This window comes from uncultured Streptococcus sp., from assembly GCF_963518475.1.
In the GTDB taxonomy this organism is placed as follows: domain Bacteria; phylum Bacillota; class Bacilli; order Lactobacillales; family Streptococcaceae; genus Streptococcus.
Map to the genome: position 1 here is coordinate 20721 of NZ_CAUQJA010000013.1, position 14417 is coordinate 35137.

Consider the following 14417-nt stretch of genomic DNA (forward strand, 5'->3'; position numbering starts at 1 on the left):
AAACCTTTAAAATTTAAAAGTCAATCATTTGAGTTGTTTAACTCTTAAATAACTATCAACTCTTTTGGAGCAAGGGTCAATAATTCACAACCTGTCTCTGTAATCAGAATATCATCCTCGATACGAACGCCATATTTGCCTTCGATATAGATACCTGGCTCATCTGTCAAGGCCATACCTGCCTTAATAGTTTCTGTAGAAGTCTGGCTAAAGTATGGTTCCTCATGGATATCCAGTCCAATACCGTGTCCAATACCGTGAGTAAAGTAGTCGCCATAGCCTGCCTCGATGATAATATCACGAGGAATTTTATCAAAGTCTCGGAAACCTAATCCTGCCTTAGCCTGGTCAATCAAGGCTTGATTGGCTTTGAGAACCGTATTGTAAATCTCCGCCTGCTCATCACTGACATGTCCCAGATAGATAGTCCGTGTCATATCACTGACATAGTGGTCATAGAGGCAACCGAAGTCCATGGTAATAGCTTCTCCTAGCTCCACTGGTTTGTGCATAGGATGGGCATGGGGTTTGGAAGAGTTGATACCGCTAGCTAGAATGGTGTCAAAAGACAAGCCAGATGCTCCCAACTCACGCATGCGGAAGTCAAGGAAGTTGGCAATCTCAATTTCAGTCTTTCCTGGTTTGATAAAGTCAAGTGCATCGCGGAAAGCTTGGTCTGAGATAGAACAAGCCTTGCGAATAGCTGCAATCTCCGCTTCATCCTTAATCATTCGAAGACCTTCAACAAACTGAGTCTGTGGAAGCAAGTCAATTCCTTCAAAGGTTGCCTGCATACGGTGGTAATAAGAGACTGAAATCTCATCTTCAAAACCGATACGAGACAAGCCCATGTCCTTGACAATGCCTGCAATGACAGCCAATTCATCACGGTCAGCCACAATCTCAAAGCCACTGGTTTCTTGCTTGGCTGCAATGATATAGCGAGAGTCTGTCACCAAGACCTGACGGTCACGGCTGATAAAAACTGTTCCATTTGAACCCCAAAAACCAGTCAAATAATAGACGTTTTTAAGGTTATTGATGATGATGCCATCCAGTTCTTTTTCTTGCATTTTAGCGAGAAATGCTTGTACGCGTTTATTCATGATGTAACTTTCCTTTCAAATACTGTCCTGTGTAGCTGGCTTCATTGGCCGCTACTTCTTCTGGAGTTCCTGTTACGATGATGGTTCCACCACCGACACCGCCCTCAGGTCCCAAGTCAATAATATGGTCTGCCGTCTTGATAACATCCAGATTGTGCTCAATGACAAGAACTGTATTGCCATCGTCAACAAAGCGAGCCAAGACTTTAAGCAAGCGAGCGATATCCTCTGTATGGAGTCCTGTCGTCGGCTCATCCAGAATGTAGAAAGATTTTCCTGTCGATCGTTTGTGAAGTTCGCTAGCCAACTTCATACGCTGGGCTTCTCCCCCAGAAAGGGTGGTAGCTGGTTGCCCTAGCGTTACATATCCCAGTCCCACATCCTTGATAGTCTGGAGTTTGCGTTGAATCTTTGGAATATGTTGGAAGAACTCCACCGCATCGTTAACCGTCATATCCAAGACCTGCGAGATATTTTTTTCCTTGTAGTGAACTTCTAGTGTTTCACTGTTGTAACGGGTTCCGTGGCAGACTTCACAAGCCACATAAACATCTGGCAAGAAGTGCATCTCAATCTTGATAATCCCGTCACCTGAGCAGGCTTCACAGCGACCACCCTTGACATTGAAACTGAAACGCCCCTTCTTGTAGCCTCGAATTTTGGCTTCATTTGTCTGAGCAAATAGGTCACGTATATCGTCAAAAACTCCTGTATAGGTAGCTGGGTTGGACCTAGGAGTTCGTCCAATTGGACTCTGGTCAATGTCAATCAAGCGGTCTACATGCTCAATCCCTGTAATCTTTTTAAACTTACCAGGCTTATCTGAATTACGGTTGAGCTTCTGGGCAATAGCTTTTTTGAGGATGCTGTTGATTAAGGTTGATTTCCCTGAGCCCGACACACCTGTCACTGCGATGAATTTTCCTAATGGGAAGCGAGCTGTGACATTTTGCAGGTTGTTCTCACGCGCTCCTGTCACTTCGATAAAACGACCATTTCCGGTACGGCGCTCTTCTGGCACTGGAATGGCACGTTTGCCTGACAAGTACTGGCCTGTGATAGATTTGCTGTTGCGAGCAACCTGCTTAGGCGTACCTGCGGCAACAATCTCCCCACCAAAAACACCTGCACCAGGACCAACGTCAATCAGATAATCCGCCTCACGCATGGTATCTTCGTCATGTTCTACCACGATGAGAGTATTACCCAAATCACGCATCTTTTTCAGACTGGCAATCAAACGGTCATTATCCCTCTGGTGAAGACCGATTGACGGCTCATCTAGAATATAAAGAACACCTGATAGGTTAGAACCAATCTGGGTTGCCAAGCGAATACGCTGACTTTCCCCACCTGAAAGGGTTCCTGCCGAACGTGACAGGGTCAGATAGTTAAGACCCACGTTATTAAGGAAGGTCAAACGGTCCTTGATTTCCTTGAGAATAGGCCGAGCAATGATGGCTTCATTTTCAGACAAGGTTAGCTGGCTCACCAAGTCCAAGTGGTCTGCGATAGACAGGTCTGAAATTTCTCCGATATGCGGCCCTTGCTCACCACCAACACGGACAGACAAGGCCTGGTCATTGAGACGATAGCCGTGACAGGTTCCGCAGGTCAGCTCATTCATGTAAAGGCGCATCTGGGTGCGGGTGTAATCACTGTTGGTCTCGTGATAGCGACGCTTGATATTATTGACAACTCCCTCAAAAGGAATATCGATATCGCGCACGCCACCAAATTCATTCTCATAGTGGAAATGGAATTCCTTACCATCTGAGCCGTAGAGAATCAAGTTCTTATCTTCTTCTGACAAGTCCTCAAAAGGCTTATCCATATCCACTCCAAAGGCTGTCATAGCCTGCTCTAGCATGTTTGGATAGTAGTTGGATGAGATAGGATTCCACGGAGCCAAGGCTCCCTCACGTAAGGTTTTGCTGGCATCTGGTACTACCAAATCAGTATCCACCTCCAGCTTGATGCCCAAACCGTCACACTCACTACAAGAGCCAAAAGGAGCATTGAAAGAGAAGAGACGTGGCTCTAACTCTGGAACAGTAAAGCCACAAACTGGACAGGCATAATGCTCAGAGAACAACAACTCAGAGTCGTCCATAGTGTCGATAATGACATAACCTTCTGCGATACGAAGGGCTGCCTCAATGGAGTCAAAGAGACGGCTACGAATGCCCTCCTTGATGACGATACGGTCAACCACGACATCAATATTGTGTTGCTTGCTCTTGGACAACTCTGGCACTTCGGTCACATCATAGACTTCCCCATCCACACGGACACGGACATACCCATCTTTCTGAACCTTCTCGATAACACTCTTATGTTGGCCTTTTTTCTTACGAATGACTGGTGCTAAAATTTGTAGGCGCTGGCGTTCAGGTAACTCCAAAACATTATCCACGATTTGCTCCACCGAAGAAGCCTTGATAGCTCCATGCCCGTTGATACAGTAAGGCGTCCCCACACGTGCGTAGAGGAGACGCAGATAGTCATTGATTTCAGTCGTTGTTCCCACTGTCGAGCGAGGGTTTTTGCTAGTCGTTTTCTGGTCGATGGAAATAGCTGGGCTGAGACCATCAATAGCATCTACATCAGGCTTCTCCATATTCCCCAAGAATTGACGAGCGTAGGCTGACAAACTCTCTACATAGCGACGTTGTCCCTCAGCATAGAGGGTATCAAAGGCCAGACTGGATTTCCCTGAACCTGACAAGCCGGTCACGACAACCAACTTGTCTCGTGGAATCTCCACATCAATATTTTTTAAATTATGGGCACGCGCCCCATGAATGACAATTTTATCTTGCATCTTTGTTCTTTCTAGTCCATTATTGCTTACCATTATACCAAAAAAAGTGAGATTCTATTACCCAAAAGGCTAAATTTGTAGTATAATAGTACGGTGTGAAAAAATCTGAAAAATGAGAAAGGATAAGGGATATGAAACAAGTTTTTCTCTCTACAACAACTGAATTTAAAGAGATCGATACGCTTGAACCGGGTACTTGGATCAATCTCGTCAATCCGACTCAAAATGAATCACTCGAAATCGCTAACGCCTTCGATATTGATATTGCCGACCTCCGAGCACCGCTCGATGCGGAAGAAATGTCTCGTATTACCATTGAAGACGAGTACACCCTGATTATCGTTGACGTGCCGGTCACAGAAGAAAGAAATAATCGCACCTACTACGTAACCATCCCGCTTGGTATTATCATCACCGAGGAAACCATTATCACTACGTGTTTGGAACCATTACCGGTCCTCGATGTCTTTATCAACCGTCGATTGCGTAATTTCTACACCTTCATGCGTTCGCGTTTTATCTTTCAGATTCTCTATCGCAATGCAGAGCTTTACCTAACAGCCCTTCGTTCAATCGACCGTAAGAGTGAACAAATCGAAAGTCAACTGCATCAATCAACTCGTAATGAAGAATTGATTGAACTCATGGAATTGGAAAAAACCATCGTCTATTTCAAGGCTTCCCTCAAAACAAATGAGCGTGTGATTAAGAAATTGACCAGCTCAACCAGCAATATCAAGAAATACCTTGAGGACGAAGACCTGCTTGAAGACACCCTGATTGAAACCCAACAGGCCATCGAGATGGCAGATATTTATGGAAACGTCTTGCATTCTATGACAGAGACCTTCGCCTCAATCATTTCTAATAACCAGAACAACATCATGAAAACCTTGGCCCTTGTGACCATCGTCATGTCCATCCCAACCATGGTCTTTTCTGCCTACGGGATGAACTTTAAGGATAATGAAATCCCCCTAAACGGCGAGCCAAATGCTTTCTGGTTAATCGTCTTTATTGCCTTTGCTATGAGTGTCTCGCTCACTCTCTATCTCATCCATAAAAAATGGTTCTAAGAGGAGTTCCTATGTCTCAGATTGATCTACAAAAATTAACAAAGAAAAACCAAGAGTTTGTCCACATCGCTACCCAACAATTCATCAAAGATGGAAAAACAGATGCTGAAATCAAGGCTATTTTTGAGGAAGTCATTCCTCAAATCCTTGAAGAGCAAGCCAAGGGTACGACTGCTCGTTCCCTCTATGGCGCACCGACCCACTGGGCGCACAGCTTCACTGTCAAGGAGCAATATGAAAAAGAGCATCCAAAAGAAAATGATGATCCAAAACTGATGATTATGGACTCAGCCCTTTTCATCACTAGCCTCTTTGTCCTCGTCAGCGCCCTCACAACCTTCTTTGCGGCAGATCAAGCTTTCGGCTATGGATTTGTCACTCTCCTATTAGTTGGACTGGTTGGTGGATTTGCCTTTTACTTGATGTACTACTTTGTTTACCAATACTATGGACCAGATATGGACCGCAGCCAACGTCCACCTTTCTGGAAATCTGTACTGGTTATCCTAGCTTCTATGTTCCTTTGGTTGCTTGTCTTCTTTGCGACAAGCTTCCTACCAGCTAGCCTTAACCCAGTACTTGCTCCATTGCCACTAGCTATTATCGGAGCAGCCCTCCTAGCCCTTCGCTTCTATCTCAAGAAACGCTTGAACATCCGCAGCGCAAGTGCAGGACCAACACGTTACTAAGAAAAGGAAAGAGCTATGGCATATAGTCAATCTTTAGCTCAGCAGATTCGAAAAATTCTAGCGCTCAAACTTCCTCCCCAAATTTTCGAAGAAGAGCTAGAAGAAAAGAAGCTGTTTGGTGGCCTGGCCTTTATGATTCGTGGTAAAATGGTCCTTACTGTCAGTTCCAGAAAGGATGAACTGGTTATGGTCAGAATTGGCAAGGAAATGGAGAAGCAAGTTCTACCCCGAACAGGAGCTCATACTACATTGATGAGGGGGCGCCTTTATCATGGGTATATAGACTTAGATATAGAAGGCCAAAAAGAATTGCCTTACTGGATTGATTTGGCTCTCTCCTATAATCAAGAGTTGACCAAGTAACTCATATCTAGCGAGATTACTGATTAGAAAACGAAAAGCAACTGCACCAGCGGTTGCTTTTTCACTTGCTTGCCTACAAGCTTCCCTCTACCCTTTTCCCTATAGTTTTCTCCCATCTTTTATGATAAAATAGGCTCAATCAATTTCTAGGAGGAAGAAATATGGTTTCTACTATTGGTGTTGTTAGTTTATCTAGTGGCATTATCGGAGAGGACTTTGTCAAACACGAAGTGGACTTGGGTGTCCAACGTCTCAAGAATCTGGGACTCAATCCTATCTTTTTGCCCCATTCGCTAAATGGATTAGACTTTATCAAGGACCATCCTGAAGCTCGTGCAGAGGATTTGATTCATGCCTTTTCTGATGATAGCATCGACATGATCCTATGCGCCATCGGTGGAGACGATACCTATCGCTTACTACCTTATCTTTTTGAAAATGACCAACTACAAAAGGTTATCAAACAAAAAATTTTTCTTGGCTTCTCGGATACAACCATGAACCACCTCATGTTGCATAAACTAGGAATCAAGACTTTTTATGGCCAATCCTTTTTAGCTGACATTTGTGAATTGGACAAAGAAATGTTAGCCTATAGCCTTCACTACTTTAAAGAATTGATTGAGACGGGAAGAATCTCAGAAATTCGCCCTAGTGACGTTTGGTATGATGAAAGGACTGACTTCAGTCCCAAGGCTCTAGGGACACCTCGTATCAATCATGCAAATACTGGTTTTGACTTGTTGCAAGGAAATGCCCAGTTCGAGGGAAAAATCCTCGGTGGGTGTCTCGAATCCCTCTACGATATCTTTAACAACTCTCGATACGCAGATAGCACGGATCTCTGTCAAAAATACAAACTTTTCCCTGACTTGTCAGACTGGGAAGGAAAAATCCTCTTGCTAGAAACAAGCGAAGAAAAGCCTGAGCTGGAAGACTTCAAAAATATGTTGCGGACTTTAAAAGACACTGGTATATTCGAGGTCATCAGTGGACTCTTGGTCGGAAAACCTATGGATGAAACTTTCTATGACGACTATAAAGAGGCACTATTGGATATTATTGACAGCAATATCCCGATTATCTATAATCTAAATGTCGGCCACGCAACTCCAAGAGCAATTGTACCCTTCGGAGTTCACGCCTATGTAGATGCAAAGGAGCAAATCATTCGCTTTGACTATAACAAAAAATAAATAGTTTCTCTATTTTTGTGCTTTTGTATTCGTTTTCGTTACAATTTGTATCTGAATTTATTGCATTTCGCTAATTTCTATGATATCCTTTTGAAGGAGGTGTATATGACAAAACAAAAAATTAATCGAATCGTAGGTTCTATTGGTGCCTTTATTGGAATTATAGTATTTATTGCCTACATACCTCAAATTATCGCTAATTTACAGGGAAATAAAGCTCAACCATTTCAACCTTTATCAGCTGCTATATCTTGCTTAATCTGGGTTATTTATGGATGGACAAAGGAACCTAAGAAGGATTGGATACTAATCATTCCAAATTCAGCTGGTGTTATTTTAGGTGGAATCACTTTTTTGACTTCACTCTAACAAATCTAATAGTATATATAAAAAGCTGGGAAAAATTTCTCAGCTTTTTTCTATATTCTCAGATATGCTAGTTACCTGTACATACTAACGACCGCTTTTCCACTCACAATCATTCTCATGGTCATCAACTAGCCCTGCAGCCTGTAGAAAAGACAAGACGGCGACTGGGCCTGTGAACTTGAAGCCTCGTTTTTTGAGATCTTTGGCTAACTTCTCAGACAGAGGTGTTTTAGCTGGGGCTTGGCGGTAATCGGGAACATCGTTAACGATCGTTTTCCCCTCAACAAAGGACCAAAGATAGGCATCAAAAGAGCCATATTCTTCCTGTAGTCGTAAAAATGCTTGGGCGTTAGCGCGTGTAGCAAAAATCTTGGCTCTATTTCGGATGATGGCTGGATTCTCCAGCAAGTCTTCCAGTTCGATATCGGTCATCTCTGCGACCGCTTGAATTTGATAGCCATGAAAGGCTTCTCGGAAAGCATGGCGTTTGTTGAGCACCGTTTCCCAAGACAGGCCTGCCTGATAGGTTTCCATACACAACAACTCAAACAATGCTTGGTCATCATGGAGGGGCTGGCCCCACTCCTCATCATGATAGGCGATGTAGAGCGGATTGGTCATCTTGACCCACGAACAACGTTTTGTCATGCTCTGCTCCTATTTGACCAACATTTTGAGGGCAGACTTGATATAGTTCTCAGCTGTATCTGTCGTTCCTTCAAAGAATTTCTTGATTTTCTTGAGCTCTGTTGCCTTGTAGCCCAGAGCCAACATGGCTTCCATGGCTTCTTCCAATTCTTGGTTTTCAGCGCTAGCTTGCACTGCTACCTTAGCAGGAAGGTCATCTCCTGCAACTACTACCTTGCCTTCCAAGTCCAGCACCATCTGCTGGGCTGTTTTCTTGCCAATTTTAGGGAATTTGGTCAAGTAGGTGATGTTCTTAGTTTCAATTGCTTGAACCAAGCCAGCATTGTCATCGGCAGCGATGATAGCCAGAGCTGATACAGGACCAATCCCAGAGACCGAAATCAGACTGAGAAAGAGCTTCTTCTCGTCTTCTGAGCGAAATCCATAAAGCAGATGAGCGTCCTCACGCACGACTTGATGCACATAAATCTGAGCCTCCTGATTAACCTGTCCTGAATAGGCATAAGGATTGGCCACATGCAGGATATAACCGATACCATTGACTTCAAGAACAATGTATTTGGCAGTGATTTTGGTAATGATTCCTTTTAAATATTCGTACATAGTTTTCCTTTTAGTTTAATATTTCCCCAACTCACGGAGACTGGTGTGATTTTCCTGAATACGTCGGAACATCTTTTCCATATCCGACTTGGTAAAATGCACCAAAACAGGACGTCCATGGGGACAGTTATAGGGATTGTCACACTGAGAAAGCTGATAGAGAAGTTGTCTAGCTGAATGGTCATCGATACGATGATTGGCCTTGATAGATCGCTTGCAGGACATCATGATAGCTAGCTCTGCTCGATATTTCTTGATAGAAACTTCCTTGGTTAAAAGAAGCATGTCGCACATTTCATAGATGCCTGACTCAATTTCCTCCTCTGCCATCCAAATAGGATGTTCACGCAGGATAAATTGATTTTCTCCGTACTCTGCTAGAAAGACGCCCACTTCCTCCAAATGTGTCATTCTTTCCTTGAGACGCAGAGCATCATCCGCAGGAAACTCAAAGATGTAAGGCACTAGAAGTTGCTGCTGGCTCTGGTCAACATCACCAATGCTTTCACGATACTCCTCGTACTTGACCCGTTCCTGCGCCGCATGTTGGTCTATGATGTAAAGTCCATCTCGCCCTTGGGCAAAGAGATAGGTTCCATGCATTTGCCCGAAAAATTCCAACTCTGGAAAGCTGGATGATTCTTCTCGCTCCAGCTTGTCATAGGCCTTATCAAGACTTGCTAAGTCTAGCTCTGGATGGTCTAGTTGGTCGTAGTTAGCAGGCTTTCTCTCTGCAAAATGCAGTTTTGCTGGCTTGGTCAATTGGTCCAAGGTTTCCTTGGCAAATAGAGTCAAATCCTGCCCTTCCTCAGTCAATTTCACCTGATAATCAGCTACTTCAGCTTGACTAGGTCTTGTCGACTCAGTATTCTCATAGTAGAGCGTATTTTCTTTGAGTGGGAGAATGGTCTGCTCCACCTTTTGACGATTACGCACGGTCGATTTGGCAAGATTTTCCAAGACATCAGGTATCAAAGTTTGCTCCTTGAGACTATTTGCAATGGCTTCTGAAACCAACGTCATCAGTTCTTTTTCCTTGGAAATCCGCACCTCTTGCTTGGTTGGATGTACATTGACATCCGCTAGATAAGGGTCGATATGAATGTGAATGACAGCCAGTGGAAAACGCCCCACCATGAGCTTACTGCCATAACCGTCAAGAATAGCACGATTGAGTAGGAAATTCTTGATATAACGACCATTGATGAAGAGACTGATATAATTGCGATTGGCCCGAGTTAACTCAGGCAAGGACACAAAACCTGAAATTTCGAAATCTAGGTCAGAATTCTCAATTTCAATCATCTTCTTGGCACTGGCTAAACCGTAAATCCCTGCAATAGCTTGGCGCAGTTGACCAGTCCCTGCTGTTCGCGTCATTTCCTTGCCATCACTGATTAAACTAAACGAAATTTCAGGATGGGCCAAGCCCAGACGGTTGACAATATCAATGATATGAGACAGCTCCGCTTGCTGGCTCTTCATATACTTGAGGCGGGCAGGCGTGTTGAAAAAGAGGTCCTCCACACAAACCTTGGTCCCCACAGGACTAGTCGCTGGGATGACTTCCTCAACTTCACCCCCACGCGCAACTAGCTTGGTTCCGTGACTTGCACCATCCACAGCCGTCAACAGAGTTAAGACACTAACAGACGCGATAGAAGGAAGGGCTTCACCACGAAAACCAAGCGTCCGAATCCGAAAGAGGTCTGCTTGATTTTTTATCTTACTGGTCGCATGACGACGCAGGGCCAATTCCACCTCATCGTGGGCAATTCCATGACCATTATCTGTGATTTGAATCTTCTTGAGACCAGCTTCCTCAATCTCAATGATAACCTGACTAGAGCCCGCATCAATGGCGTTTTCTACCAACTCTTTGACCACACTGGCAGGACGTTCGATAACCTCTCCAGCCGCAATCTGGTTTGCCAGCACCTCTGGTAATTCAATAATATGAGACATCTTTCAGCCCCTTTCTGTATCTGTTTTCCTAGAAATTGATAGTGCTATTATACCATATTTCAGATAGGACAGAAAAGCAAGCGCCACATAGGAACCAAATCCCTCCACATAGACAAAGTCCCTTGCCAGGTGTCGTAAAATAGTGTTTAATAAAAATATACAGGAAGTGATCACAACCTTGTATAACTAAAAAGGAGAGAAATTTATGAAAGTAGAACTACAGATTAGTGAGACTTACAAGGAAGAAAAACTGATTGTCCAAGCACCTCAGCCGACAGAAAAAGTCCAAAAAGTCATCGAGTTCGCAGAAAATCTGGACCAAAGAGAAAAAATCAAAGGGAAAATCGAAGATCAGGTCTATCTAATTGAGATTGGCAATATTCAACGCTTCTATATTGAGAATCGGAAGGTTCTAGCAGAAACGGCAAGTCAGACCTACACCATTGATTTACGACTCTATCAGGTTCTTGAACTCTTACCGACTAATTTTATCCAAATTTCCCAATCAGAAATCATCAATATCGACTCCATCTCTCACCTCAAGCTCACCCCCAACGGTCTGGTAGAAATCTTTCTAAAAAATGAAAGCTTCACCTACTCTTCACGCCGTTACCTAAAAACCATCAAGGAGAAATTAGAACTATGAAAAAACAAATCTTTCACGACGCAACTGCTGGTGTCCTCATCGGCCTCATCCTCTCTATCCTCTTTTCACTCATTTATGCACCGAGTACTTATGCCCCGCTAAATCCCTACTCTCTCATCGGCCAAGTCATGATTCAACATCAGGTTCACGGTGCCCTGGTCTTGCTCTACTGCACACTTATCTGGTCAGCTATCGGCATTCTCTTCAACTTTGGCAACCGCTTATTCAGCCGTGACTGGAGCATGCTCCGTGCCACTCTGACTCATTTCTTCCTTATGCTTGCTGGCTTTGTCCCACTAGCAACCCTGGCAGGTTGGTTCCCCTTCCACTGGATCTTCTATCTCCAGCTTATTATCGAGTTTGCGATTGTCTACCTCATCATTTGGGCTATTCTCTATAAAAGAGAAGCTAGAAAAGTAGACCACATCAATCAACTCTTGGAGCATAGAAAGTAAGGGCTTTGATAAAACTGCTTGGAATAATAAAAAAGCCAAGCCTAAGCTCAACTTTCCAACTCATACAAATCTGCTATAATTGCAGCCACATGCTTGATATCTCCCAGCATGCCTCGCATTTCAAAGTCAGCTAAGACAGGGAAGCCAAAACGTTGACTGTATTGCTTGGCTGTCAGGCAGTATTGGTTATTAAAGTTGCGATTTCCTGAACCAACTACGCCAAAACACTTACTAGCATTGTCACCATAGGCGATAAAATCTCCCACTGGTGTCGTCAAAATCTCTACATCTCCGTTATCCACGCCATTCCCACCTTCTAGGTAGGTTGGCAAAAAAGCGATATAAGGGTGTTCCATCTCATAAAAATCTTGGCCTTCCTTGACTAAGTCCTTGATATGAATCTTTTGAACTTCAATCCCCTCATACTGGGACAAGAGATAGTCTTTCAGGCGTGTCACAAAACTCTCAGTATTCCCACTCAGACTGATATAAACTAAAGAAATTGTCTTCATATTTACCTCCATGATTTTATCTATAATCGAAAAATAACTACCAAGATTGTAACTTGATAGTTATTTTTTGTCAATACTTAGGCAAGTTCTTCTGTTTCCTCTTCTTCAGCCAAGGCTTTTTGCTGACGCCATATCTTGTAGAAGACAAGGGCTAGGAAGAGAACATTGATGACGATATAGAAAATGCTGACAGCTTTTGAACCAATACCCATTGTCAAACGAATAGTTTCATCTTGAACCAGCTGCAAAGCGTCTTGTAAAGTCACATAGGTATAAATCGAACCAATAATGGCTAGCAAAACATAGCCGACATAAGTATAGTTTGCATACTGCAAATTCTTACGAACAAGGAATACAATCGCTACTACCACTAAAATAGCAGATAGTACAACCAAGGCCACATTAAAAATAGAATGAGATGCTTCTGCCACTCTATAGCTAAAATTAATGCTATCTTCTACCTGCTGAGCACTGACCCCTGCAACTTGTTTTTGAGCAGCACGAAGGACTTCTTTACTAGGCAAGGGCTTCAAAAGTTCAAACAGAGACGTAGCTGAAATAAGGGCAGACAAGATGAGCAAGACCCATAGATAAATTGGTTTCTTTTTCATGATAGAACCTCCTGATGTTATTATTGATATTATAGCACTTTTTGTAAAGGGATACAAATATTATAGTGTCGTTTCTACCTGTTTTCGGTAGGCTTTCGGCGATTTTCCGCACAATTTTCGGAACACTTTATAGAAATATCCAACATTACTGTAACCAACAGCATAACAAATATCTTCGATACTGTCACTAGTTGAAAGCAAAAGTTGTTGGGCAGCCTTAATACGTTGTTTATTGAGCAATTCAGCAAAGGTCGAATTGGTTTCACGCTTGATTAACTGCCCCAGATAGACAGGATTGATAAAGAGATCTTTACTGATATCCTTGAGGGAAAGTTCTTTTTGATAATCACGCCCAATGACTTCTAGCACACTGACCACATTCTCATTCATACGATATTGTCCAAAGAATCGGGTCAGAGTTTCCTTGATATAAGGAACCAATTCATCGAAAGATTGAATAGCATGAATCGTTTTGACAATGTCCGTCATATCATCAGCTTTGAGGTGTTCAAACAAGTGGAAGACATCCATGACAAACTGGATAAAAAGCTGTTTGGTAATCGGAACACGCGGCGTATTTTCAAGAACCACCTTCTCCAAAAGGTTCAACTCTTCCACGATTTGATTGAGATTCCCCTGAATGATAACCCTATAAATCGGTTCATAATAGGCAAAGAGACTCTCAGACTGTTTTAGATTTACAGAACCGTAAAAGAGGGCTTTCTCAGCATTCAGCTTCCAGCGTTCAAAGTGTTCTTGATAAGGAGCTTCAAAGGGAGTAACAACTAAACCATCTAGGGGGTTATCAGAAATAAAAATCTGCCAGTCTTGACCCAAGACATAGTAGGGAATAGTGAAAGAGCCTTGTTTTTCCTTGGATAGGCCTATCCACCAATTCTCCTTATCCCCTAAATAACTAACAAATCCAGCCTCATCTAAATCTTGACTAAGGGTCTGACCTTTCTTTCCTCTCTCGCCGAGCTGACCTGCAATCTTCTCCAGCAGATTTCCCAACTCTACCTTATCAACAGGCTTGACCAAATAATCTACAACCTTGAGATTCATGGCCTTTTTGACATAATCAAACTCCTGATAACCTGAGAGCAGGATATAGGCAGCATCTGGTAAGATTTCTTTCATCTCCCGAATCATATCAAGTCCTGTTTTGTCGGGCATATTGACATCGGAAATGACCACATCGACAGGATTTTCCTGAACATATTCTAGGGCTTCATCGGCATGACTGGCTGTTGCGACGACCTCCATATCCCACTTATCAAAGGGAATCAAACGTTTCAGACCTTCTGTCACCATGTACTCATCATCTACTAATAATACTTTATACATTTTCTCC

15 protein-coding genes are annotated in these 14417 nt (G+C 43.2%); 7 read left to right on the forward strand and 8 right to left on the reverse strand.

Going from position 1 to position 14417, the window contains the following annotated elements:
• Positions 1-44: 44 nt before the first annotated feature.
• Both RYK12_RS06525 and uvrA read right to left on the reverse strand, forming a co-directional pair.
• A complete protein-coding gene (locus RYK12_RS06525; protein WP_049515513.1) occupies positions 45-1106 on the reverse strand; it encodes a Xaa-Pro peptidase family protein in 1062 nt (353 codons plus the stop codon).
• Positions 1099-3930, reverse strand: coding sequence for an excinuclease ABC subunit UvrA (uvrA, locus tag RYK12_RS06530; RefSeq protein WP_314847904.1), 2832 nt, complete (start codon positions 3928-3930; stop codon positions 1099-1101). Before uvrA ends, RYK12_RS06525 begins: the two co-directional genes overlap by 8 nt.
• A gap of 131 nt (positions 3931-4061) precedes the next feature.
• Between uvrA and RYK12_RS06535 the strand changes: the two genes are divergently transcribed.
• From RYK12_RS06535 to RYK12_RS06555, 5 genes are all read left to right on the forward strand, one after another.
• Positions 4062-5006 (forward strand): magnesium transporter CorA family protein, encoded by a 945-nt coding sequence (locus RYK12_RS06535; RefSeq protein ID WP_000815623.1) that lies wholly within the window; start codon positions 4062-4064, stop codon positions 5004-5006.
• Between the two features lie 11 nt (positions 5007-5017).
• A complete protein-coding gene (locus tag RYK12_RS06540; protein ID WP_314847907.1) occupies positions 5018-5695 on the forward strand; it encodes a DUF1129 domain-containing protein in 678 nt (225 codons plus the stop codon).
• Positions 5696-5710: 15 nt separating this feature from the next.
• Positions 5711-6058 (forward strand): hypothetical protein, encoded by a 348-nt coding sequence (locus RYK12_RS06545; protein WP_000331824.1) that lies wholly within the window; start codon positions 5711-5713, stop codon positions 6056-6058.
• Positions 6059-6219: 161 nt separating this feature from the next.
• Positions 6220-7254, forward strand: coding sequence for an LD-carboxypeptidase (locus tag RYK12_RS06550; RefSeq protein ID WP_314847909.1), 1035 nt, complete (start codon positions 6220-6222; stop codon positions 7252-7254).
• A 105-nt stretch (positions 7255-7359) separates the two neighbouring features.
• Positions 7360-7623, forward strand: coding sequence for a SemiSWEET family transporter (locus RYK12_RS06555; protein ID WP_000166114.1), 264 nt, complete (start codon positions 7360-7362; stop codon positions 7621-7623).
• An 84-nt stretch (positions 7624-7707) separates the two neighbouring features.
• Here RYK12_RS06555 and RYK12_RS06560 read toward each other — a convergent pair whose 3' ends face one another.
• From RYK12_RS06560 to mutL, 3 genes are read right to left on the reverse strand one after another with little or no spacing between them, the layout of a single operon-like run.
• Complete coding sequence (locus RYK12_RS06560; protein ID WP_314847912.1) at positions 7708-8271, reverse strand: DNA-3-methyladenine glycosylase I; 564 nt, start codon at positions 8269-8271, stop codon at positions 7708-7710.
• 9 nt (positions 8272-8280) lie between these two features.
• Positions 8281-8874, reverse strand: a complete 594-nt coding sequence (ruvA, locus tag RYK12_RS06565; protein ID WP_000273423.1) for a Holliday junction branch migration protein RuvA — start codon at positions 8872-8874, stop codon at positions 8281-8283.
• Between the two features lie 15 nt (positions 8875-8889).
• On the reverse strand, positions 8890-10839 hold the full coding sequence (gene mutL / locus RYK12_RS06570; RefSeq protein WP_314847915.1) for a DNA mismatch repair endonuclease MutL: 1950 nt from the start codon (positions 10837-10839) through the stop codon (positions 8890-8892).
• 205 nt (positions 10840-11044) lie between these two features.
• Here mutL and RYK12_RS06575 point away from each other — a divergent pair, with 205 nt between their 5' ends.
• Positions 11045-11485 (forward strand): LytTR family DNA-binding domain-containing protein, encoded by a 441-nt coding sequence (locus RYK12_RS06575; protein ID WP_314847916.1) that lies wholly within the window; start codon positions 11045-11047, stop codon positions 11483-11485.
• Positions 11482-11940: a DUF3021 domain-containing protein gene (locus RYK12_RS06580; protein ID WP_084887790.1), complete on the forward strand. Its 459-nt coding sequence runs from the start codon at positions 11482-11484 to the stop codon at positions 11938-11940. The genes RYK12_RS06575 and RYK12_RS06580 overlap by 4 nt, the downstream gene beginning before the upstream one ends.
• A gap of 47 nt (positions 11941-11987) precedes the next feature.
• Here RYK12_RS06580 and nrdI read toward each other — a convergent pair whose 3' ends face one another.
• From nrdI to RYK12_RS06595, 3 genes are all read right to left on the reverse strand, one after another.
• Positions 11988-12452, reverse strand: coding sequence for a class Ib ribonucleoside-diphosphate reductase assembly flavoprotein NrdI (gene nrdI / locus RYK12_RS06585; RefSeq protein WP_084887788.1), 465 nt, complete (start codon positions 12450-12452; stop codon positions 11988-11990).
• Between the two features lie 77 nt (positions 12453-12529).
• Positions 12530-13063: a hypothetical protein gene (locus RYK12_RS06590; RefSeq protein ID WP_023946835.1), complete on the reverse strand. Its 534-nt coding sequence runs from the start codon at positions 13061-13063 to the stop codon at positions 12530-12532.
• 60 nt (positions 13064-13123) lie between these two features.
• Positions 13124-14410: a response regulator transcription factor gene (locus RYK12_RS06595; RefSeq protein ID WP_314847921.1), complete on the reverse strand. Its 1287-nt coding sequence runs from the start codon at positions 14408-14410 to the stop codon at positions 13124-13126.
• Positions 14411-14417 lie beyond the last annotated feature (7 nt).

Coding starts and splice junctions, on each gene's coding strand:
- RYK12_RS06525 (WP_049515513.1), bottom strand. CDS start 1,106: ATGAATAAACGCGTACAAGCATTTCTCGCTAAAATGCAAGAAAAAGAA.
- uvrA (WP_314847904.1), bottom strand. CDS start 3,930: ATGCAAGATAAAATTGTCATTCATGGGGCGCGTGCCCATAATTTAAAA.
- RYK12_RS06535 (WP_000815623.1), top strand. CDS start 4,062: ATGAAACAAGTTTTTCTCTCTACAACAACTGAATTTAAAGAGATCGAT.
- RYK12_RS06540 (WP_314847907.1), top strand. CDS start 5,018: ATGTCTCAGATTGATCTACAAAAATTAACAAAGAAAAACCAAGAGTTT.
- RYK12_RS06545 (WP_000331824.1), top strand. CDS start 5,711: ATGGCATATAGTCAATCTTTAGCTCAGCAGATTCGAAAAATTCTAGCG.
- RYK12_RS06550 (WP_314847909.1), top strand. CDS start 6,220: ATGGTTTCTACTATTGGTGTTGTTAGTTTATCTAGTGGCATTATCGGA.
- RYK12_RS06555 (WP_000166114.1), top strand. CDS start 7,360: ATGACAAAACAAAAAATTAATCGAATCGTAGGTTCTATTGGTGCCTTT.
- RYK12_RS06560 (WP_314847912.1), bottom strand. CDS start 8,271: ATGACAAAACGTTGTTCGTGGGTCAAGATGACCAATCCGCTCTACATC.
- ruvA (WP_000273423.1), bottom strand. CDS start 8,874: ATGTACGAATATTTAAAAGGAATCATTACCAAAATCACTGCCAAATAC.
- mutL (WP_314847915.1), bottom strand. CDS start 10,839: ATGTCTCATATTATTGAATTACCAGAGGTGCTGGCAAACCAGATTGCG.
- RYK12_RS06575 (WP_314847916.1), top strand. CDS start 11,045: ATGAAAGTAGAACTACAGATTAGTGAGACTTACAAGGAAGAAAAACTG.
- RYK12_RS06580 (WP_084887790.1), top strand. CDS start 11,482: ATGAAAAAACAAATCTTTCACGACGCAACTGCTGGTGTCCTCATCGGC.
- nrdI (WP_084887788.1), bottom strand. CDS start 12,452: ATGAAGACAATTTCTTTAGTTTATATCAGTCTGAGTGGGAATACTGAG.
- RYK12_RS06590 (WP_023946835.1), bottom strand. CDS start 13,063: ATGAAAAAGAAACCAATTTATCTATGGGTCTTGCTCATCTTGTCTGCC.
- RYK12_RS06595 (WP_314847921.1), bottom strand. CDS start 14,410: ATGTATAAAGTATTATTAGTAGATGATGAGTACATGGTGACAGAAGGT.